Source organism: Nitrospirota bacterium, from assembly GCA_004296885.1.
In the GTDB taxonomy this organism is placed as follows: domain Bacteria; phylum Nitrospirota; class Nitrospiria; order Nitrospirales; family Nitrospiraceae; genus SYGV01.
In genome coordinates this window covers 21546-43362 of the sequence record SCVN01000021.1, presented here as the reverse complement: position 1 = coordinate 43362, position 21817 = coordinate 21546, and the positions used below count along the sequence as shown (strand labels likewise).

The window sequence follows — 21817 nt, the reverse complement described above, 5'->3', positions numbered from 1 at the left end:
GTGCCGGTTCGCCCCTTCCAGGCGGCGAACTTAACCCCTAAGGAGGTCAGTCACTATGAAGACAGCAATGGCGATGTTGGCGCTCATCCTGGGCTTGAGCTTCAGCTCGGCGACCTTTGTGCAGGCCGACGAGATGAAGAAGGACGCCGCTCCTGCGGCTGCCGCTCCCGCTACTCCCACCGCTCCGGCCGGTGAGGTGAAGAAGGAGGAAGGGAAGAAGAAGGGAAAGAAACACGGAAAGAAGAAGGGCGAAGCCAAGAAGGAAGAGGCTGCCAAGCAATAAGGTTGCTTCGTTTTCCGTTCACCGCCTCTTGAGAGGCGAGACTACAAGGGAAAGGAGGTGATTCAAGATGAAGACATTGATGACGATGTTGGCGCTGGCCATCGGGTTGACCTTCGGCATGGGCACGCTCGTCCAGGCTGCTGACGCCCCGAAGGCCGCGGAGAAGAAGGCCGAGAAGAAGGACGAGGGCAAGAAGGCCGAGAAGAAAGACGAGAAGAAGGCCGAGAAGAAGTAACCCGGCCTCTCCGAAGACAAGCGACCGGCTCCCTCCGGCTTGCCGTCAGGCAGCCGGAGGGGCGCCGGTCCTTTTCTACATTGAGTCATCCATGTTCGGAAAACCTCTGTGGCTCGTCGCCTCGCACCGGGTGATGGACAGGCGGCTCCACCGATGGTTAAGGAGGATCGTTCGATGAAGCACTGGATCATGTTCGGACTGGCGCCCCTATTCCTGCTGGCGGTGGCCTGCGCCAAGGCGCCGACGGACAAATTGACGGCCGCGGAACAAGCGGTCAACGATGCGCGGACGGCCGGCGCCCCTGCGTACATGGCCGAAGATTTTGCGAAACTCGAAAGCCTGGTGGCCAACGCCAAAAAGGAGATCGCGGAAGAAGAGGGCAAGTTCGCCTTCCTACGCGACTATGAGAAGGCCGAGCAGCTCCTGGCGTCCGCAAAGGCCGATGCGGCCAAGGTCGTGATCGAGGCGGCCAAGAAAAAGGAAGAAGCCAAGGTGGCGGCCGTGCAGGCGCAGCAAGAGGCGCAGGCTTCGGTCAAGACGACTCAGGCGCTCGTCGCCAAGGCGCCGGTCGGCAAGGATCGGGCGGCGGTGGAAGCGATCAAGGCGGATGCCGAGGGCTTGGCCGCGTCGCTGGCGGAGGTGCAGGCGGCCATGGACGCGGGCGACTATCTGGCGGCGCAGACGAAAGCCAAGGCCATTCAGGACAAGAGCCAGGCCGTGGCCAAGGAAATCCAGGATGCGCTGGCGAAAGTGGGCGGCGCCAAAAGCAAGAAAGGCAAGACCGGCAAGTAGGGTTCCTGCGAATAGCTTATAATATCTCGCATAATCGCAGATTGCCCGATCGAACCATGAGCCACTCACGCCCCATGCCCCGGATCATCAGTCTGGCAGCCCTGGTCCTCGCCCTGGGCATGGCGGCCTGCGTGCAGAAAGCGCCGCCGGAGCTGGTCCAGGCGGTCGAGAGCCTGGATCGCGAACTGACCGCCGCGCAAGGGGCGGAGTTCGCGCCGGAAGAATATGCCAAATTCGTCGAGCACTGGACCGCCGTGCGGGGGCGGATGCTCGCAGAGCCGGACGTGATTCGGTTGCCCTGGGAGCCGAACCGGTTGGTCGCCGATCTGCTCAAGGTGCAGGAGCAGGGCGTTCTGGCCGTCTCGACCGCCACACAGCGCCGGGAGGCCGAGCATCAGCATGCCGAATCGCGGCTGACCCAGTTGGAAGAACGGCTCCAGACGTTCACCGGCAACCTGGATACGATGGGCGGGCGGGTCGTGCTCGGCCGGCGGCCGGTGGAAACGGAACTGCTGGCCAAACAAGCCCGGTCGTTTTTCGAGCAGGGACAATTTGCCCGTTCCCAGCAGGCTTCCCAGCAGGCCGCCAAGCTGTTGGACCATCAGATCGAGCGGCTGGGGACCGAGCTGGGCCGCTATGCCGACGAGCGGCGAGTGACCGCCTGGCGGCATATGGTGGCGCAAACCGTCACCTGGTCCCGTCACCACCATAGTGCCGCCATCGTAGTCAGCAAGGCGGACCGCCGCCTCTTCGTCTACCGCAACGGCAAGGCCGTGGCTTCCTATCCGGTCAGTTTGGGGTACAATGGCATTCTTGAAAAGCGCTATCAGGGCGACGGGGCGACGCCGGAAGGGCAATACCGAATCGTCAGAAAACGGGACCGAGGCGATACCAAGTTCTATCGAGCTCTGCTGTTGGACTACCCGAACAGTCAGGATCGCCGCCGCTTCCAGCAGGCTCGCGCCGTCGGCGCCTTACCGCCGAAGGCTTCGATCGGCGGGCAGATCGAGATTCACGGGGGCGAGTCGCGCGCGCTAAGCGAGACGCTCGGGTGCGTCCAACTGGAGAATCGCCAGATTGACGCTCTGTTCGATCTGATCGAGGAAGGCGCCCCGGTGACGATCGTCGGAGCCCTCGGTTTGAGCAATGCGGTCTCGCTCGCCCTGGCCGAGTTGGAACAGACCGAAGAAGGATAACCACGAGACTGAGGATGGCGCATCTCGCAAGAACCATGGCGGCGGCCATCGCATGCGCCGGCAGTCTGGTGCTGGCGGCCAGCCAAGGCGGAGCGTTGCCGGAGGCGGGGCCCACGCCGGCAAGCCAGGACCTGCCGGTCCGGAGGTCCGGAGAAAGTCTCGACATCCTACGCGCCAGACAAGCCGCCCTCAAGCGGCAACTCGCCCAGCTTGCGCCGGAGGGCCACTACATCGTCGTGGACACGGCGCGCAACAAACTCCAGGTGAAGCGTCGCGACGACACCGTCCTGGACGCCGTGGCCTCGACCGGCAGCGGCACAATCCTGGACGCTCCGGGCAAACCCGGCACCCGATGGGTGTTCGATACCCCGAGGGGGGAATTCAAGGTGCAGTCGAGGCTGACCAATCCGGTGTGGGTCAAACCGGACTGGGCTTTTCTCGAAGAAGGCCTGGGTGTTCCGACCGATCCGGCGCAGCGTCTCGAGCCGGGCACGTTGGGCGACTATGCCCTGGGATTCGGCAAGGGCTATTTCATTCACGGCACGCTCTACCGCCGGTTGTTGGGCAAGAACGTCACCCACGGCTGCATTCGACTCAGCGACGAGGACCTGCGCACCGTCTATCGGCTCTCCAAAATCGGCACGTCCGTCATGATCTTCTGAAAGGAGCCAGGCTGTTTCCACTCGATCCAGAAGCAGGCTCCAACGACCGACGGAGTCGATGATTCGCAGGGCACCGCTCTCCGGTCTGATCTTGTCGGCCTTCCTTACCGTCAGCCTCTTGCTCGGCTTTCCGCTGCAGGCCGCGGAGCCGGCGTCCCAGCCGGCCGGGAACGATGAGCGCTCGCTCGTTCGAGAGGCCAATCGGGTTCTGGAAGAAGAGATCAAGCTGGCGGCAGCCCCCCAGATTTATCTGCTGCTGGACTTGTCCGCCCGCTCCCTCCGGATCAAGGGGCGGGGCATCGAGCTGCACCGCATCGAGCTCTTATCCTGGGACGCGGCCGGCAACGAAGAGAGCTGGGGCGGTGTCTATCGGCTCAGGGCCAGGCCCATCGTCGAGCGCCCGAAAGTCCAACCGGCCTCGGACAAGGACCAGAACCAGGAGCCGGCAGAGCCGATCAACCTGAACGACATGCCGGCCGAATATCTCCTGCAGTTCGATCCAGGCCTCCTCGTGAACGTAGGGCCACCGGCCGCCGAGCATCCCTGGCTCTGGGCCAAGAACCGGCTGCGCGAAGGATGGCGGCGCCTTTCAGCCTGGACCGACCGATCCGGCGACAGGCAGGTTCCTAGCCGCGTGCTCCGCCTCACCCTCTCGCAAGACCAGGCCCGCTCGCTGGCCTGGTCCGTCACCGACGGGATGCCGCTCCTGATCGGCTCCGTCACCGCCCCGTAGGTCGTCGAGACACGGCCCCGCCGGTCATTGCCTTTTCCCCTTCACAGTCCTAAGATGTCCTGCGCATTGCGCAACTTGCACGCAGCTGCCAAGCCGCCGGTTGCGCGCGAACCCACGAGCAAAGAGGTGCCCATGGACGACGGCAGAATCAGCGTCAAGCTCGGAGCGTTGCAGACGGCCGTGGATAAGGCCCTGGAGGACATGGCATCGGCCCACGTCATTCCCAGACTCTGGGCGAAAGACCATCGGCTCTGGAAGGACGACCCGCGGGAAATTTCCAACCGCCTCGGCTGGCTCACCGTGATCGAGGAGATGAAAACCCAGGTCCCCCGCTTGAGCGGCTTCGCCCGGGAGATTCATGCGGAGGGCGTCACCGACGTCGTGCTGCTCGGCATGGGCGGCAGCAGCCTGGGACCGGAGGTGCTCCGCTGCACCTTTGGATCCGCCCGCGGTTTTCCCCGCCTCTATGTATTGGACTCGACGGTGCCCGGCCTCGTCCGGCAAGTCACCCAGGCCATCCGACCGGCGAAGACTCTCTTCATCCTGGCCAGCAAGTCCGGCGGCACGATCGAGGTCATGTCCCTCTATGCCCATTTCCGATCCCTGGTCGCCAAGACCAAAGGCAACCGCGGCGGCGCACAGTTCATCGCGGTGACGGACCCGGGCACAGGGCTGGCTCAGCTGGCGCAGACAGAACAGTTCCGGACCACGTTCATCAATCCTCCGGACATCGGAGGCCGTTATTCCGTGCTCTCGCTCTTCGGCTTGGTGCCGGCCGCCCTGATCGGTCTCGACCTCACCACCTTGTTGGGGCGCGGCGAAGACATGGCCACCGCCTGCGGCATGACCGTCGCCCCGCCGTTCAATCCCGGCGCCATGCTCGGCGCGGTGATGGGCACCCTCGGCCGATCGGGACGGGACAAGGTCACGCTGATCGCGTCGCCGAAGATCAAATCCTTCGGCCTCTGGGCGGAGCAATTGTTGGCCGAGAGCACGGGGAAAGAAGGCAAGGGCCTGATCCCGATCGCGGAAGAACCGCTGGCTTCGCCGGCCGCATACGGCCACGACCGGCTCTTCGTCTACCTCCGGCTTAACGGCGATGCCAACACCCTCACGGACCGTCATGTGAGGGCCTTGGAGAGAGCCGGCCAGCCGGTGGTGCGGCTCACGCTGCGCGATCGCTACGATCTGGCCGCCGAATTTTTCCGCTGGGAGTTCGCCACCGCCGTGGCCGGCAGACTCCTCGGCATCCATCCTTTCGACCAACCCAACGTGCAGGAGAGCAAGGAGAACACGAGCCGGATTCTGGACGAAGTCAAACTCCGTGGTTCTCTGCCGGACGTTCCGGCCGGAGCGACTGTGACGGACTTGCTGGCCAAGGCCGCACCGGGCAAATACTTGGCGATCCTGGCCTATCTCCGATTCTCTTCGAAAGCCGACCAGGCGATCAAAGCGCTCCGTAAGACCCTGCTGGTTCGCCACCACTTGGCCACCACCGCCGGCTACGGTCCCCGTTATCTCCATTCCACCGGCCAGTTGCACAAGGGCGGACCGAACGCGGGCCTCTTCCTGCAACTGGTGGAGTCCATGGTCCCGGACGTCCCGGTGCCCGAGAAACCCTATACGTTCGGGACGCTGGCCCAGGCACAGGCCATCGGCGATTTCCAGTCGCTTCAGGCGCACCAGCGCCCGGTCGTGCAGGTGGCGCTCGGCAAACAGGGCTTGGCCACGATCGGTTCGTTATTGCGCAAGCCGGGCTCCCGCAAACCGGCGCGCACAAAACGGACGGCGAAGAAGCCCGTGAAGCGAACCGTCAAACGATGACCACATCCATACGATGATGAACGCAGGACCGGAGCTGCGTATCCTCGAGAACGGCCGGGAGTTGGCCGCCGAAGCGGCGGATTTGTTCGTCTGGCTGGGCAATCAAGCCATTCCGAACAAGGGACGCTTCCGTGTCGCCCTGTCCGGCGGGTCCACGCCAACAATATTACACAGGGCACTCGCCACGCCAGATCTGGCGAAACAAGTGGATTGGACGAAAGTGGAGTTTTTTTTCGGCGACGAACGTGGCGTGCCGCCGGACCATCCGGAGAGCAACTTCGGCATGGCCGACGCAACGCTCTTTCGCCCGCTCGGAGTGAAGCCAGACCGGATCTTTCGCATGCACGGCGAGGCAAAGGACCAGGAGCAGGCGGCGCGCGAGTACGAGGCGGTGCTGCACAGACAGTTCGGGACGAAGCCGCCGGCCTGGCCACATTTCGACCTGATCCTGTTGGGCTTGGGAGAAGACGGCCATACCGCCTCGCTGTTCCCCGGCTCAGAGGCGCTGCACGAACGGACCCGTCTGGTCGTGCCCAGCCGGTCGCCGAAGAGAGTCCCCCAACGGTTGACCCTCACCGTCCCCATAGTCAACCAGGCCCAGACCGTGGTATTTCTGGTGAGCGGGGCCGGCAAGGCGGCCGTCGTCAGGCAAGTTCTGGAAGGGCGGGAGACGGACCGCGCCCAGCTTCCGGCCCAACTGATCCGGCCCGAGCAAGGACGGTTGATCTGGTTTCTGGATCAGGCCGCCGCATCGGAGTTGGCCTTGTCGAAGCAAGGGCTCGTGTCACATGAGGAGTAAATGATACTTGCAGGGGATATTGGTGGAACAAAAACCATCCTCGCGATCTTCGATTGGAAGAGCGAGCGGGTCGAGTCGGTGCGGGAACGCACCTTCGCCAGCGCCGACTTCAAGTCGCTCGAAGAGGTGATTGCCGAGTTTCTGAAGCCGCCGGCCAAGAGCGAGGCGCCCGCGGAAGAGGAGGCTGAGGCCGACGCACCGGAGCCGGTTGCTGAAGCCCCGGAAGAACCGCCCGTCATCGAAGCCGCCTGTTTCGGCGTCGCGGGCCCGATCATCGAGAACCGCTGCAAGACCACGAATCTCCCCTGGGTCGTGGATGGGACGGCCCTGGCCACACACCTCAAGGTCGGACAAGTCCGGCTCCTGAACGACCTGGAAGCCACGGCCTACGGACTGCTGGTGCTGCGACCGGACGAGTTCGTGGTGTTGAATGCAGGCGCGGCTCGCCCGGTTCAGCCCACAACCGCCATGGCCTTGATCGCCGCAGGCACGGGCCTCGGGGAAGCCATTCTGTATGGCGACGGGACCCGCTACCATCCCATGCCGTCCGAGGGAGGGCATGCGTCCTTCGCGCCAACGAGCGACCTGGAGATCGATTTGCTCCGCCATCTGCGCAGCAGTTACTTGCACGTGAGCTACGAGCGGGTGTTGTCGGGGGCCGGGCTGCATGCGATCTATGAATTTCTGCGCGACACCAAACGCAACGAACCGACGTGGCTCGCGGAGCGGATCAAGGTCGGTGACCCAGCGGCCGTGATCGCCGAGGTGGGGCTGGCCGGGCAGTCGGAAATCTGCCAGCAGGCGCTGGACATGTTCGCCTCCATCTATGGGGCGGAGGCGGGGAACCTGGCCTTGAAGGCGCTGGCCTTGAACGGTCTCTATGTCGGCGGGGGGATTGCGCCCAAACTAATTCCCAAGCTGAAGGACGGGACCTTCATGCGCGCGTTCAGCGCCAAGGGCCGGTACAAGGCGCTGCTCAACTCGATTCCCGTGCGCGTAATCATGAATCCCAAGACCGCGCTGCTGGGCGCCGCCTCGGTGGCGAGCCGGCTGCAACCGATACAAGCCACATGACGACTCCCCAACAGGCAGATCAACTCAAGCGCCAGGCCGCCGAGGCGGCCGTCGGGTATGTCCGCCATGGACAGATCGTCGGGCTGGGCACCGGCTCCACCGCCCGTCATGTCGTCCTGGCCTTGGGCGAAAAAGTCCGGGCCGGTCTGGCCATCAAGGGCGTCCCGACCTCGACCGAGACGGCCGAGCTGGCCAAGAGCCAGGGGATCGCGTTGCTCAACCATGACGAGGCCTGGCAGATCGACGTGGCCATCGACGGAGCGGACCAGGTGGACCCCCAGCTCAACTTGATCAAGGGCGGCGGGGGCGCCTTGCTGCGGGAAAAGATCGTCGCGGCCGCCGCCCGGCAATTTATCGTCGTGGTGGACGCGTCCAAATGCGTGCCGGCCCTGGGCGGCACCTTTCCCCTGCCCATCGAGGTCGCGGTCTTCGGCTGGCGCAGCACCGAACGTCAAATCCAAGCCGTCAGCGATGCGTTCGGGTACGGGGGCACAGTCCTCCTCCGCGAGAAGGGCGGGCAGCCGTTCAAGACCGAAGCGGGCCACTACATCCTGGACTTGCACGTGGCGCGCATCGACGATCCGGCCGGATTCGAGACCAAGCTCAACGAAATCCCCGGCGTGGTCGAGACCGGGCTCTTCGTGGGCCGGACCGACATCTTGATTGCGGGAACCCAACAAGGAATCGAGGTCCGACAAGCCGAGAGACGGTAATCCCGGCCGCCGGAATGTGGGATGCTTGAGCGGATCGCCGGCTTTCTCGGCAAGCTTTCCCTCCTGCACACAGCCGTCACGCGCCGCCATACGCTCGCCTCGATCTCCTCGCTAGCCGGGTCGCTCATCCGGCTGTGGGGCCTCGGCCTGTTGGTGAATCCGTCCGGAGCGGATGCCCGCGCCTGGCTCGTCGGACGGCCCCAGGGAGAGGACGCCGAACTTCTCTATCCACCCATGCCGACAGAAGAGAGGAACCGAGTGGACCAATATCGCTTGCCGCGCCACGTCATACCGACCCGCTACGACCTCCGCCTGGAACCGGACCTTGCGGCCTTCACCTTTGCCGGCAACGAAACGGTGACGGTCACGGTCAAAGAGCCGACGGCCGAACTCCTGCTCAATGCCGTCGAGCTGGAGATCACGGAGGCGCAGATCGCGCAGGACGCAGGCCCGGCACTGGCCGGACGCATCGAGCCGGACGAACGGGCGGAACGGTGCCGGCTCACATTTCCCCAAGCCATTTCCCCGGGCGTCTGGAAGCTGCGCCTCGCGTTCAAGGGCACCCTGAACGACAAGCTGCGCGGGTTCTACCGCAGCACCTACCAGGACCAGGCCGGCCGGACCAAGTCCCTGGCGGCCACGCAGTTCGAGGCCACCGACGCCAGGCGCGCTTTTCCCTGCTGGGACGAACCGGACTTCAAGGCCGTCTTCTCCGCGACCCTCATGATCGATCCGGCTCTGACCGCCGTCTCGAACGCCGGCGTCCTGTCCGAAACGCACGAGGGCGGGAAAAAGGTGCTGCGCTTCGCCGATACGATTTCCATGTCCACCTACCTGGTCGCGTTTGTCGTGGGCGAGCTGGAGGCCTCGGAACCGGTGGCCATCGGCGCCACCCAGCTGCGCGTCTGGTCCGTGCCGGGCAAGCAACACCTCGCGCCCTTCGGCCGTGAAATCGGCTCCTTCTCACTCGGTTTCTTCGAGGACTACTACGGCCTCCCCTATCCGGGCGACAAGCTGGACCTCCTGGCCATCCCGGACTTCGCCTCCGGCGCGATGGAAAACCTGGGGGCCATTACCTTCCGCGAGACGGCCCTGCTGGTCAACGAACAGGCCGCCACGCATACGGAGCTGGAACGGATCGCCGATGTCGTGGCGCACGAGAACGCCCACATGTGGTTCGGCGATCTGGTCACCATGGCCTGGTGGAACGGCCTCTGGCTCAACGAAGCCTTCGCCACCTTCATGGAAGTGCTGGCCGTGGATGCCTGGAAGCCGGAGTGGCAACGGTGGACGACCTTCAGCGTCTCGCGCGCCGCGGCCTTTGCCGTGGACGGGCTGCGCAGTTCGCGGCCCATCGAATATCCGGTCCATGCGCCGAAGGACGCGGACGCCATGTTCGACGTGCTGACCTATGAAAAGGGCGCGTCGGTCCTGCGCATGCTGGAACAGCACATCGGCCCCGACGTCTTCCGCGAGGGCGTCCGCCGGTACCTGCGCGCCCATGCCTACCAAAACGCCGACACGGGCGATCTCTGGATTGCGCTGGGGCAGGCAGCCCAACGACCGATTCCCGACCTCATGGACGGGTGGATCTTCCAGCCGGGCTATCCCTTGATCAGCGTCACGCTCGACGGAACCCGCCTGCGCTTGTCGCAACGGCACTTTACCTATCTCTCCGACCCGGAGCCGGGCGCCGCATCCGCCCCCAGGAGATGGCAGGTACCGCTCCAAGTGCGCCTCGTCGCAAACGGGCAGAGGCGCACGCACCGTCTGTTGTTGACGGACGCGGACACGCACCTCGACCTCCCGCCCGGCTTCGAGTCGGTCCTGGTCAACGAAGGGGGGCACGGATTCTACCGGGTGCGCTACGCGCCGGATCTGCTCGCGCGCCTGCTCCAGGCGCCGGAGACGCTGGCGGCGATCGAACGGTTCAATCTGGTCAACGACGCCTGGGCCGCGACCGTCGCCGGGCTCATGCCCCTCCCCGACTACCTGGACCTGACCGCCCGGTTCCGAGGCGAACGGGACAAAAACGTCTGGGCGGTGCTCATCGACTCGTTTAACTTGTTGAAGCGGATCATCCAACCGGCCGACCGGCCGAAGCTGGAGGCGCTCGTGCGGGACCGGGTCGGCCCGGCGGTGGCCGAACTAGGCTGGACGCCTCAGTCCGGCGAAAGTGAGCTGACCAAGCAACTGCGCGCCGACCTGCTGCGGGCGGTCGGCACCATCGGCAACGATCCGGCGGTGCAGAGCCGGGCCTCGGAACTCTATGCCGCGTCACTCACGCAGCCGACGGTGGTGGACCAAAACCTGCTGCCCAGCCTCATCGCCATCCTGGCTCATGTCGGCGATGCGGCCCGATACGAGGACTTCCTCTCGCGCTTCCACAAGGCCGCCACGCCGCAAGAAGAGCGCCGGTACCTCTACGCCCTGGCTGCGTTCAAACCGGTGCCGTTGTTGGAACAGACTTTGGCCCGCGCGCTCAGCGGCGAAATTCGCACGCAGGACGCGCCCTTCATCATTCGGCTGGTGTTGACGAACGTCTATGGCCGCGAGTTGGCCTGGGACTTCGTCAAAGCGAATTGGGAGCGGATGGATCAGCTCTTCCCGAAACAGGGACTCCGCCGGATGCTGGAAGGGATCGTCGGACTGGCCACACCGGAACTGGAGCAGGACGTCCACCGCTTCATCGCCGACCGAAAAATCGACCTGGGTGGAAAGACACTGGAACAGTACCTCGAACAACTCCGCATCGCGGTGACGCTACATCAGCGAGCGGGAACAGCCCTCTCGCAGCATCTCTAAATCCTCTCACATCAGTAGCCCTATTCATGTCTTAATACAGTGAGCGGCCGCTGGCCGAGGAGCCGGAACGTGCTCAAGAAGCCGACGGCCAACGTCAGCAAGAGGGTCAGGACGAAGCCGGCTGCGAGAATATCCGGCTGGAGGTGCCAGGGCAGGTCGAAGATGAAATAGAGCAGAGCCCAGGAGAGCCCGATGGAGAGGAGCAAGCCGATGGCCCCGGCCACGGAACCGAGCAGGACATATTCGATCGCAAACGCCTGCGCGATCAGCCCGCGGGTCGCTCCCAAGGCTTTCAGGATCACCGACTCGTACAGCCTCCGGTAGCGCGTCGCCGCCAGAGCGGCGCCCATCACAATCCCTCCGGTCAGCACGCAGAACAGCGCCACCGCCCGCATCGCCACCGCCAGCCGTTCGAGGATGCGCGCCAGACTGTCCAACACATCGCCGATGTTGATGGCCGTCACGTTCGGGAAGGCCGACACGACCGCCTGCTGGAGCGGGACTTCCTCCTGCGGCGGGACTTTGATCGTGGCCACGTAGGTCATCGGCGCCGCGTCCAACGAGCCCGGTGAGAGAATCATGTAGAAGTTCGTCGAGAAGTTGCCCCATTCGACCCGCCGGATGCTGCTGACGGTGGCTTCCACCGTCACGCCTTGGATATCGAGCGTCACCGTACCGCCAAGGTCCAGCCCCAGGTGCTTCGCCGCATCCTCTTCCATCGAGACCAACGGTTTGGCCGGACGTTCGCCTGGTTGCCACCAGGTGCCTTTGATCAACCGGTTGTCCTTCGGCAACGCGTCCCCTTGCGTGAGCACATATTCTCGCGTGAAGTACCAGGTCTTCCGCGCCTGTTTTTCTTTTTCGCGCCGGGCCTCGTCCGAGTCGGCGGGCAACCGTTGCTCCATCGCCTCTTCGGTTTCAACCAACCGGCCGTTCACGGCATAGAGCCGGGAACGGACGAGCGGCGTGGCCTCGACTTTCGCCTCCGGCATCCGCTCCTGCATCAGGGCCAGGAACGAGGCTCTCTGGTCCGGCTGGATGTCGATAAAAAAGAAGGAAGGCGATTCCTTGGGCCGCTGCTCACCCACCTGGTCCACCAGGGCCCGCTCCAATAACGAGACCGTCACGATGACCATGACGCCGATCCCGATGGACACCATGACCCCGGCCGCTTGATTGCCCGGGCGGTGCAAATTGCCGACGGCGTAGCGAAGCGTCAACGACTGCACCCGGGCAATCGACCGGAGGCTGCGCACCAGGAGGAATGCCGCCAGTCGCAGAAAACAGATGGCGGCGACCAGGGCGCCGATGAACAACAGCCCCACGTTCCGATTGCCGGCCTGCCAGACGGAGAGGCCGGCGAGACAGAGAAGAATCCCCGCAGCCATCGCGAGACGCAAGGGATCGAGCCGGCTGCGCCACGTAGCGGAGCGCCACAAGGACAGCACGTCGCGGCTCGCCTGACCAGCTACGGAAATTCCGGCCGGCTGTGTCACGTCGCGGCGAAAGATCAGGGCCGGACGGATGTCGCGGATGCCCAGCAACGGCCAGAGCGCGAAGAGCAGCGTGGTCAAGAGCCCCATGGCCAGACCTTTGACCAGGGCCGGAACTGATGCGCCGGACAGGCCGGCGGGCACCGCCATCTCATCGATGGGCAAAAAATTGGACAGGATGGCGGGCAAGGCGCTTTGCGCCGCGACGCCCATGGCCAGGCCAGCCAGGCTTCCGACCAGACTGAGCAGGAAGGCCTGCAGCAGATAGGTTTGCAGAATCGTCCCCGACTCGGCTCCGACTGTCTTCAAAATGGCGATCGTCTGGAGCTTCTCGCGCAAGAAAGCCTGCATCGTGCTGGCGACGCCGATCCCTCCCACAAAGAGCGCGGTCAAGCCGACCAGGCCCAGGTACCGGGTCAGTTGATCGAGAAACCCACGGAGCTGCGGCTGCGCATCTTGAAAGGGGATGACACGGGCCGATTCCGAGGCCAACCGCCCGCGCAGTTCGTGCAGCAGCGGCGTAACCGGCATCGAGGCGGGGACGCGCAGGAGGTACCGTTCGCGGACGCGGCTGCCCAGCTTGATGAGGTCGGTCCCGGCCAAGCCCTCGCGCGAGATGAACACCCTCGGCCCCAAACTGAACGCCCCGGCTGTCCGATCCGGCTCCTTGCGCACCAGTCCGGTGATCGTAAACCGGCCCTCCCCGACCTTGAGCTGATCGCCCACTTTCAGCCCCATGCGGATCAGCAGGCTGTCCTGAACGACCATCCCATGACAGGGAGCCGGCGCAGGCGGCTGGGGCGCGACGGCCTCCGCCGCCTTCTTGCGCGGCCGCTTTTTCTTGGCCGGCGTGGGTTGCGGCGTCGGAGACGGGACGATGGGTTGGACAGAGGGACAGACGCCGGCCGGCGGGTGCAGCAATTCTTGGAGGGGCCGGTCCGGCTCTACCTTGAGCGTCCCATAGAAGGGGTAGCCAGCCCCGATGGCTTTGAGTTCGACGATCTGCGACACGTGCGTGACCGCGCGCATCCCCGGAACGACAGGTAGCGGGGCATGGGGCACAGACGCCATGCCCACCAGCTCGCTGACATGCGTCGTCTCGATGCCGCGCAGGCTCAGCGACTGCAGCAGATCCTCACCGGCCTGGCTCATCTGTCGTGAGACCCGCACTTCGAGATCGCCCGCCATCAAGGCACGGGCTTCCTTGGACACGGCCCGCTCGACGTTCACGCCGAACAGGGCCACGCCGACCAACGCCCCGACGCCCACGGCGATGCAGGCGAAGAAGTAGAGGAAGTGCCGCCAGGCCGCCCGCGTCTCCCGCCAAGCCATGCGCAGGGGAAAGGCGATCACCCTTGCACTCCGGAAGACGGCGAGAAGAGATGTGCGCAACTGTCCGATTCGATGCGGCCGTCGCGAAGGGTGATGATGCGTTCGGCGTGGGAGGCGAGCGTCTGGTCGTGGGTGACGAGAATGAGCGTGCTGCCCTGGTCGCGGTTGAGCGCCAGCAGCAACTCGATGACCTGGCGGCCCGTGGCGCTGTCCAAATTGCCGGTCGGTTCGTCCGCCAGCAGGATGGGCGGGCGGCAGGCGAAGGCGCGGGCCACGGCCACCCGTTGCTGTTCGCCGCCCGAGAGCTGCACCGGATAATGGTCCTGCCGGTCCCGCAAGCCCACGGCGGCCAACAACTCAGCCGCGCGCCCGTTGGCCTGCGGACTGCCGGCCAATTCCAGCGGGATCGCCACGTTCTCCCGCGCGGTCAAGGTGGGAATCAAATGGAAGGACTGAAAGATGTAGCCGATCTTCTGCCGCCGATACCGGGCCATCTCGCTTTCGGCCAAGGCCGTGATGTCGACGCCGTCCAAGAAGATGGAGCCGGAGGTGGGCTTATCCAGGCCGGCCAGCAGTCCAAGCAGCGTGGACTTGCCGCTGCCGGACGGCCCGACGATGGCGACCATCTGCTTGTCGGGAATCTCCAGCGAAATGTTGTTGAGGATGGTGACCGGATGCCCGCCGGCGCTGAGACACATAAACAGATGCGTGATCGCAATCATGCCCGACCCTCGATTCGATGATGCACCAGCGGCCTAAAGGCATTATTATACCCCATGCGGTTTTTCACAACGTTCTTCTTCCAACCAGACGCACGTTCGCTTCAGCACGCTGTCCTCACGCTGGCGATGAGCGTGGCTTGGACGTTCCTTGTCGGCTGCGAACAGCCGTCCGATTCCCGCACAGCCTCAAGCCTTTCGAATACTCCCAGCGAAGGGATCGGCCAACGGCTGGGCACCGACGTCACCGGTCAGCCGGGACGAAGCCGCGCCATCCCGCGCGCCGAGCGTCCGAAGATCGTGGCCTTCGGCGACAGTCTGACGGCCGGGTTCGGAGTATCGGCCGAAGATTCCTATCCCGCTCAACTCCAGCGGAGACTCGATCAAGCCGGGTATCGCTACGAGGTGATCAATGCGGGGGTCAGCGGGGATACGACGGCAGGCGGGGTGCGACGGATCGATTGGGTGCTGAAAAGCCGGCCCCGCATCGTCATCGTGGAACTCGGCGCGAACGACGGGCTGCGCGGCCTGAACCTCGAGGAAACGAGCGCCAACCTTGCGCAGATGCTCCAACGGCTCCAGGAAGCCGGCGTGACGGTGGTCCTGGCCGGAATGAAACTCCCGCCCAACTATGGCGTCGACTATGCGGGACGGTTTACAACGCTCTATGGAAACCTGGCGAAAAAATATCGCGCGACCTATCTGCCGTTTTTCCTGGAAGGGGTGGCGGCCCATCCGGCGCTCAACCAAGCCGACGGCATTCACCCGACGAGAGAGGGCTACCGACTGGTCGTGGATCACCTGATGTCGGTCTTGGAGCCGCTGCTGGAGAAGCCGATGCCAGCCCGTTCGTAGCGGAGTATATAAGGTGACGGGATAAGCACAGCACAGCGCATGGCCGGACGGGTGCCCAACCATGCGCCAACTGCCTGGAGATCGAAAGAGACCTGAATGAATCAGGACTTCTTCAAGAAAGTATCGTAGACGCCGTAGGCGAGGATCAAGCCGATGATCGTGTAATAGAGGCCCGTCACGCCGCTATAATCGGGCGGATGGTCGCCGGACGGCGCATTGGCCATCGCCAGGGACGCACTCAACAGCACCGACCCGCACGCACTCAGAACACCTGCTAATTTTTTGCTCATGGGACCCCTCCTGTGTGACCTACCCCTCCCGCCAGACGGAAGGCGGTAAACGGGGCGAATTCTACAGAATTGTCAGGGGTGGACGCAAGGGGGATGTGCGGACCTGGTTGTAACCCCACAAACCGGCTCTCTTACGCGGCAAATATATACTCCAGCAATCGCTCCTGATCGTGGCTCCCGATGGCCGTGAACTGCATAGAGATCGAAGAGCCTATCTCCGCCTGTCCCTGGACGCGGACAACCTTCGCCCGCGCCGGCACGATTCCGTTCGGCAACCCGATCCGGATCGAAACCGTGTCGCCCACCGCCATGGAACGTTCCGCGACAAACCGCATCCCGCTCCCGGAGATATTCACGGGCATCAGATCGAGCCGAGTCTGGACATGGTCGGTCTCGCGCCAGTATGCCACCGGCAAGGCCATGTTAATCCTGAAATAATCACGTCGCTCCACATCAACTTTGCATGTAGCCATGGTCTCCCCCCTCGTTGACACTGGCTATTCCGCGATCTATCGCCCTCCTGCCTCCATCGCGAGGAGGCCAGCACAAGAAACCCCTCACCTCTCTTCTCTCTTATCGTCCGATTTCCTCGAAACTTTACCTATCCGAAGTTGGTCGTCGGACATGGGCTTCAAGGCCGCTTCTCGAGAACTTCTCCACCTCAAACACGGAACTTATCAGCCTCTCTGCAAGACAAGTCCGGAACCAACTGGAATTCTTGTGGAAATCTCCACATCCACTGCGTACAATCGCCGCTTTGTCGAGCTGAAAGGGGTTTATCCATGTCGCAGTGGGTTGGTATCTGGTTTCAATGGGTCCATGACTGGGGCTACCCGGGTATCATCCTGCTGATGGCCATGGAGAGCTCGATCTTCCCCATTCCCAGCGAAGTGGTGATCCCGCCCGCCGCCTACTGGGCCACACAAGGCCGCTACAGTTTTGTCGGCGTCGTGCTCGCCGGAACCCTGGGAAGTTACCTCGGTGCTACCGCGACCTACTGGGCGGCTCGCTGGCTGGGACGCCCATTATTGGTTCGCTACGGGAAGTATCTGTTCTGCCCGGAAGACAAGCTGCTGCGGGCGGAGCGTTGGCTGGCTCGATATGAAGCAGGCGGAGTGTTCTTTGCCCGTCTCGTACCGGTGGTCCGGCACTTGATCGGCATTCCGGCCGGTCTGGTGCGCATGCCGTTCGGCCTCTACAGTGCAATGACGATCATCGGTGCCGGGCTCTGGTGTTGGGTCCTGGCCTGGTTCGGCGGCGACCTGCTGGGCAGCCAGCCGGACTTGGTGCAGAATCCTTCGCAGCTAGTCGGGGTGCTCCAGCAAAAATCGCGTTTGGTGGGAGGGTTTGCGCTCCTGCTGTGCGTCCTCTATGTCCTGGTGATGCGGCTCACTGCCAAACCCGCCTCCGCTGGTTCGTGACAGGCCCGTCAATCCATCCGCAAGCTCCGCCAGAGATACCAGGAAGCAACCGTCTCGTAGGGATGCCAGGGACGGCCAATCCTCCGGATCGTCCTTGCGGCCGGCAAGGTCTTGAAGCCGTACCAACGCTGAATCGCCTTTCTGATTCCCAAATCATCCACGGGCAACACGTCTAACCGGTTCAGCGAAAAGATCAGGAACATCTCCGCGGTCCAGCGCCCGATGCCATGGACCGATACCAGTGCGTCGACGATCTCTTCGTTCGATTGGCGCGCCAGACGGCCTGGCTGCACGCGCCCATCCTGAAATCCTGCGGCCAGATCCTTGAGATAGCCGGCTTTCTGGCGTGACAGCCCGATCGCCCTGAGGCGCGGGAGCGGCGTTTTCGCCACGGCCGCCGGCGTCGGACGCTGCTTTGGGTAGAGCGCGACGAATCGCGCGAAGATGACCTCGGCCACGCGGGTGGAGAGTTGCTGGGAGATGATGGAATCGCAGAGCGTCGCAAAGTAGGCGCGGCGCGGCCTGAGCGTGCAGGGGCCGATGCGGGCGATGATCCGGCCGAGGCCCGGGTCGGCCCGGCTCAGATGCCGCACGACCGCCCGGTGACGATCGGCCCGGCCGACGCGGCGCCGAGACGGGCGGGGGTTCAGCAGCGCCACGGCTTATCCACCTGATCGGGTTTGAGAAGAGCGGGGGTTACAGGCGGGAATGCGTGCCGTCGCAGAACGGCGGCTTCTTCGTGTGCTTGCATCCGCAGAAGGCGACCCGCTTCTTTTCGGTAAATTCCACTTCCATCGGCGTGAATGACGTGCCCGTATGGGAGCCGTCGCAAAAGGGTTGGTTCTTCGAACGACCGCACCGGCACCAGTAAACCTTGCCCGGGCCAACCTCCATCACATATGGAGTCCGCTGCGCAATGACGACTTCATCGGCCATGTTCTTCTCCTTAACAATGCACGTGAGGTGCGAACGGAGGCATTGTACTCGATAGTTGAAAGAGAAGGGAACGGCAAAATTACCGGCAGCGCTTGGGCGCGCCCTGGGCCCCGATCGGCGTGAGCCACAGATAATCGGCCACGGATTCCTGCATGAGGCTGCGCAGCTCCTCCGCACGGCTGGGCTCGAAAGAAGTAAGATAGATGGTCGCTTGCTTGACCGCTCCCTCGCGCCGCCTGCGGACCCGGTTGGGCACAGGCAACTGATACTGGATATGTCCCCCGCCTGTGTAGCTGACGATCGGGCCGGACTTCGAGTTTGCCTCCGCAACAATGCTCGTGTGCTCCCGGCGCAAGGCTTCCGCGATGACTTTGGCCATCCCCTCGTCGCGGAACATGGAGGCTTCGTACATCCGTTGATAGGCGTCATCGGACAGGCCGCCATGACATTGCCGCAGCGGCTTCACGATCATGTCGTGATAGGCCGGCTCGTCCACCAGGACTTCGCCCTGCATCCCCCAGCGTGTCATCTCCGGATCGGTCAAGGTTTGCGCCAATCCCTGCTTGGCCACCAGCCTCACAAGCGGCTTGGGCGGATTCAGCGCCAGCACCGGAAGCCCTTGCGCGCGGGCAAGGGCCACCAGCGGTTCATAGTCCCCGAAGGAACCACCCCAGCTCTGCGCCCAATGCGACTCCTTGAGGAACGAGTCCTTCCCCCATTCCTTGTCCGTCAGGTACCGGTCCAGTGCCGCCTGCCCGTCCCACCCGAACATTTCCAGCGCCAGGATCGGATGCAGCCCTTGAAGCAATAGCGCCTGGAGAATCTGGCGCGCAGCCTCGACATGCCATTGATTATGGTGCTCCTCGCCGAGATAGATGACGTCGAGTGGGCCCAGGGCCCCGATCAGTTCCTCAAAAGACAGGACCAGGCCGGTTTTGACCTCCCAGATCTGCCATTCCTGAAAGACCGGCGCCGCGACTGCACCGGCTGACGGACCATCGGCAGAGAAGGCACTCGGGCAGACGAGTGCAACGACGAGGACCGGCGCAACAAGGAACGTCCATCTCATGGTCAGCTGCTTACCACAGCAAGCCACCAACAGCAAGCCACGGCCTTGACGGACCGGAAGGGCAAGGCTATGCTGCTCGTGGCTCTCCCCGCAGCACAACGTTAAAGGTTGTTCCCTGCCAGATGACACCCGATCCGCAGCTTGACGCCGCTCTGCTCACCGAGTTCAAAGCCCAGCTCACCCGGTCGCGCATTGAACGACCCGAGGCCTGGGCATCCTCCAGTCGCCTGGTCGGGCAGGCCCATCTGTGCGCCACCTTGCCCCGGCTTGTCTCCGCCATCCAGGCCTCCTCCGCCCCTCCGCCATTGCGGCAGGCATTGCTTGCCGCGCTACAGGGCGGATCGGTCGAGCGGGTTCAGGACCTCTCGGCCGACCGGCTGACACACCTGACCGGGCTGCCAGCCACCAAGGCGGTGCGCTCTCTCTGCGTCCTGTTCAAGATCGCCGACTCGCCATCGGCCGCCATGCCTGTCACTTCGATGACCGAACAGGAGATCGAAGCCTTCGTCCGCGCCAACCGCAATCCCTATGATCTGCTGCTCCAGGCGGAGGCGGCTTCGCTGCTCGATCTGGGAGCCGGCGATCTGACCTTTGCCGACGAAGTCGTGGCCCGTTATCTCCCACCGCTTCAGTCGCAAGGCAACCCGCTGGCGCTGCATTGCGTGGACCGGATTGATCCGAGTTCGAAACTGGCCGGTCCGCTACAGGCCGATCCGGAACGATTGGCCCGGCTGCGTGGCTATGCGCCGGGGACACTCGACTTTCGGTACTGGGGCAACCAGGACTGCTTCGATCTGCGCCAACTCAAGAAACTCCTGCCTTACTATACGATCGTCACCTGCAATGCCCCGCCAACGCCGGCGGTGGCCTATGAGCCTTCGCGCCTCTCTGCCTCGGTCATCGAGGCCCACCTTCGAAAGACCAAGGGCCATTTTCGAAAAATCCGCGTCCAGGGCGAAGAAGCCTTGGAGGTGCTCGACGGGGACAAGGCCCTGTTGTTTCCGCCCTGGAAGTTCGACATCAAGGGCCCGCTGGCCTTGTTGGAATTGATGGCCGGCAAGGGTCAACTCTGTGTCCTGGGGGCGGTGGACAATGAGGTGTTTTGGGAAATCCTGGCGCAACTTCCGGCGGATGAACGGTGCCGGCCGGCAGACGTGATCTTCACCCAGGCCAACTTGCCGAAGGTATTCGGCTCTCTCTATGCGCGGCTCTCGGCCTTGCCGGTCGGCCAATCCCTGGACTTGGCCAGCCTGACGAATCTACGGCAGGACTTTCCCCGTAGAGTGGATCAGCGCGGCGGATCGCGAGCCCCCTACCGATTCCGGCATGTCGAGATTCGCCGTGGCGCAACCTTCGAAGGGCTGCCGGCCGGTCGCACCGCCCGGCTCTTCAAGGACATGAAAGACGAAGCATCGCCTTGGTTCCTGCTGCTTGTGCCGGAGCATGGCGCCAGCTCACAATAACCAGCTCACAATAAACAGTGAGAATCGGCGAGAAAATTGACGGCCCGGGGGGCCTCTGTTAGACTTTTTACCATTCCCACCCACAATCCATCCGACAGTCATTTATGGATACCAGCAAGACCATCCGCTCGCTCCAGGCCAATATCGAGCAAGTCATCCGGGGTAAGTCCCTGGTGGTGGAACGGGCGGTGATCTGCCTGCTGGCCCGCGGCCATCTGCTGATCGAAGATGTGCCGGGCGTCGGCAAGACCACGTTGGCCCATAGTCTGGCCCGTTCGCTGGACTGTTCGTTCAAACGCATCCAGTTCACCAGCGATTTGCTGCCCTCCGATATCCTGGGCGTCTCGATCTTCAACCAGTCGTCGCAGCGCTTCGAGTTCAAACCAGGGCCGATCTTCGCCCATATCGTGCTGGCGGACGAGATCAATCGCACGACCCCCAAGACCCAAAGCAGTTTGCTGGAGGCCATGAACGATACGCAGATCACCGTGGAGGGGCAAACCCATTCCCTGCCCCAGCCGTTCATGGTCATCGCCACCCAGAACCCGATGGAGCACCACGGCACCTTTCCCCTGCCCGAATCGCAACTGGACCGATTCCTGATGCGGATCCAAATCGGCTATCCGGACCTGGCGGAGGAAAAAAAGATTCTGGATCGGCAACAGGCCCGTCATCCGGCCGAGGAATTGCGCGCCGTGCTGTCCGCAGAGGATGTGCTGGAGCTGCAGCATCGGGCGGAGAAGGTCCGCCTGGACGAGAGCCTGGCCGATTACCTGCTGGCAATCGTGGCGGCCACGCGCCGGAGCTCCTTCCTTGGTTTGGGGGTCAGCACCCGCGGGGCCATGGCCTTGCACAAAGCGGCCAAAGCGCGCGCCCTCTTCAAGGACCGGGATTACTGCCTGCCCGACGACATCAAAGACTTGGCGCCGGTGGTGCTCTCGCACCGGGTGATGGTGAGCGCCGGCCAGAGCGCGGGACGGGCGGGCGGCCACCGCTTCGAAGAGGCGGAACGCATCATCCGCGAGATCGTGGAATCCGTGCCGGTGCCGCTCTGAAATGGCCGTCAGCTATCAGCCATCAGCACAGAAAACAAGAGGCTGATCCTGCTGAAAGCTGATAGCTG

21 protein-coding genes and 1 pseudogene are annotated in these 21817 nt (G+C 63.7%); 15 read left to right on the top strand and 7 right to left on the bottom strand.

The features are described 5' to 3' along the window. The first annotated feature begins 55 nt into the window (after positions 1-55). From EPO61_12815 to EPO61_12765, 11 genes and pseudogenes are all read left to right on the top strand, one after another. Positions 56-283, top strand: coding sequence for a hypothetical protein (locus tag EPO61_12815; protein ID TAJ07606.1), 228 nt, complete (start codon positions 56-58; stop codon positions 281-283). Between the two features lie 151 nt (positions 284-434). Next, positions 435-518 (top strand): annotated as a pseudogene (locus EPO61_12810) (SET domain-containing protein-lysine N-methyltransferase). A 174-nt stretch (positions 519-692) separates the two neighbouring features. Further along, entirely contained in the window at positions 693-1310 is a 618-nt protein-coding gene (locus EPO61_12805; protein ID TAJ07605.1) for a hypothetical protein, read from the top strand. A gap of 56 nt (positions 1311-1366) precedes the next feature. After that, positions 1367-2506, top strand: coding sequence for a hypothetical protein (locus EPO61_12800; GenBank protein ID TAJ07604.1), 1140 nt, complete (start codon positions 1367-1369; stop codon positions 2504-2506). A gap of 14 nt (positions 2507-2520) precedes the next feature. Further along, the gene (locus EPO61_12795; protein TAJ07603.1) at positions 2521-3168 is read left to right on the top strand and encodes a L,D-transpeptidase; all 648 of its coding nucleotides are present in this window, start codon (positions 2521-2523) and stop codon (positions 3166-3168) included. Positions 3169-3226: 58 nt separating this feature from the next. Further along, complete coding sequence (locus tag EPO61_12790) at positions 3227-3901, top strand: hypothetical protein (GenBank protein ID TAJ07602.1); 675 nt, start codon at positions 3227-3229, stop codon at positions 3899-3901. A 132-nt stretch (positions 3902-4033) separates the two neighbouring features. After that, positions 4034-5725, top strand: a complete 1692-nt coding sequence (locus tag EPO61_12785) for a glucose-6-phosphate isomerase (GenBank protein TAJ07617.1) — start codon at positions 4034-4036, stop codon at positions 5723-5725. Positions 5726-5741: 16 nt separating this feature from the next. Further along, positions 5742-6524 (top strand): 6-phosphogluconolactonase, encoded by a 783-nt coding sequence (pgl, locus tag EPO61_12780; protein TAJ07616.1) that lies wholly within the window; start codon positions 5742-5744, stop codon positions 6522-6524. After that, on the top strand, positions 6525-7598 hold the full coding sequence (gene glk, locus EPO61_12775) for a glucokinase (GenBank protein ID TAJ07601.1): 1074 nt from the start codon (positions 6525-6527) through the stop codon (positions 7596-7598). After that, positions 7595-8311, top strand: a complete 717-nt coding sequence (rpiA, locus tag EPO61_12770) for a ribose-5-phosphate isomerase RpiA (protein TAJ07600.1) — start codon at positions 7595-7597, stop codon at positions 8309-8311. The genes glk and rpiA overlap by 4 nt, the downstream gene beginning before the upstream one ends. Positions 8312-8332: 21 nt before the next feature. Further along, on the top strand, positions 8333-11116 hold the full coding sequence (locus tag EPO61_12765) for a M1 family peptidase (protein TAJ07599.1): 2784 nt from the start codon (positions 8333-8335) through the stop codon (positions 11114-11116). Positions 11117-11136: 20 nt separating this feature from the next. On the opposite strand, the gene EPO61_12760 is transcribed toward EPO61_12765, so the two are convergent. Continuing rightward, complete coding sequence (locus tag EPO61_12760) at positions 11137-13962, bottom strand: FtsX-like permease family protein (protein TAJ07598.1); 2826 nt, start codon at positions 13960-13962, stop codon at positions 11137-11139. Beyond that, on the bottom strand, positions 13959-14663 hold the full coding sequence (locus EPO61_12755; protein ID TAJ07597.1) for an ABC transporter ATP-binding protein: 705 nt from the start codon (positions 14661-14663) through the stop codon (positions 13959-13961). The genes EPO61_12760 and EPO61_12755 overlap by 4 nt, the downstream gene beginning before the upstream one ends. Before the next feature lie 126 nt (positions 14664-14789). On the opposite strand from EPO61_12755, the gene EPO61_12750 reads away from it, so the two are divergent. Further along, the gene (locus tag EPO61_12750) at positions 14790-15515 is read left to right on the top strand and encodes an arylesterase (protein ID TAJ07596.1); all 726 of its coding nucleotides are present in this window, start codon (positions 14790-14792) and stop codon (positions 15513-15515) included. 101 nt (positions 15516-15616) lie between these two features. Here EPO61_12750 and EPO61_12745 read toward each other — a convergent pair whose 3' ends face one another. Beyond that, entirely contained in the window at positions 15617-15805 is a 189-nt protein-coding gene (locus tag EPO61_12745) for a hypothetical protein (GenBank protein TAJ07595.1), read from the bottom strand. Between the two features lie 131 nt (positions 15806-15936). Further along, entirely contained in the window at positions 15937-16278 is a 342-nt protein-coding gene (locus tag EPO61_12740; GenBank protein TAJ07594.1) for a PilZ domain-containing protein, read from the bottom strand. Positions 16279-16587: 309 nt separating this feature from the next. On the opposite strand from EPO61_12740, the gene EPO61_12735 reads away from it, so the two are divergent. Further along, entirely contained in the window at positions 16588-17226 is a 639-nt protein-coding gene (locus EPO61_12735; GenBank protein TAJ07593.1) for a DedA family protein, read from the top strand. An 8-nt stretch (positions 17227-17234) separates the two neighbouring features. Here the strand turns inward: EPO61_12735 and EPO61_12730 are convergent, their stop codons facing one another. From EPO61_12730 to EPO61_12720, 3 genes are all read right to left on the bottom strand, one after another. Next, positions 17235-17876, bottom strand: a complete 642-nt coding sequence (locus tag EPO61_12730; protein ID TAJ07615.1) for a DNA-3-methyladenine glycosylase 2 family protein — start codon at positions 17874-17876, stop codon at positions 17235-17237. Between the two features lie 46 nt (positions 17877-17922). Further along, on the bottom strand, positions 17923-18162 hold the full coding sequence (locus EPO61_12725; GenBank protein ID TAJ07592.1) for a CDGSH iron-sulfur domain-containing protein: 240 nt from the start codon (positions 18160-18162) through the stop codon (positions 17923-17925). A gap of 79 nt (positions 18163-18241) precedes the next feature. Beyond that, positions 18242-19231, bottom strand: a complete 990-nt coding sequence (locus tag EPO61_12720; protein ID TAJ07591.1) for a hypothetical protein — start codon at positions 19229-19231, stop codon at positions 18242-18244. 122 nt (positions 19232-19353) lie between these two features. On the opposite strand from EPO61_12720, the gene EPO61_12715 reads away from it, so the two are divergent. Further along, positions 19354-20694, top strand: coding sequence for a hypothetical protein (locus EPO61_12715; GenBank protein ID TAJ07590.1), 1341 nt, complete (start codon positions 19354-19356; stop codon positions 20692-20694). A gap of 104 nt (positions 20695-20798) precedes the next feature. Continuing rightward, positions 20799-21749 (top strand): MoxR family ATPase, encoded by a 951-nt coding sequence (locus EPO61_12710; protein TAJ07589.1) that lies wholly within the window; start codon positions 20799-20801, stop codon positions 21747-21749. The last annotated feature ends 68 nt before the right edge of the window (positions 21750-21817 follow it).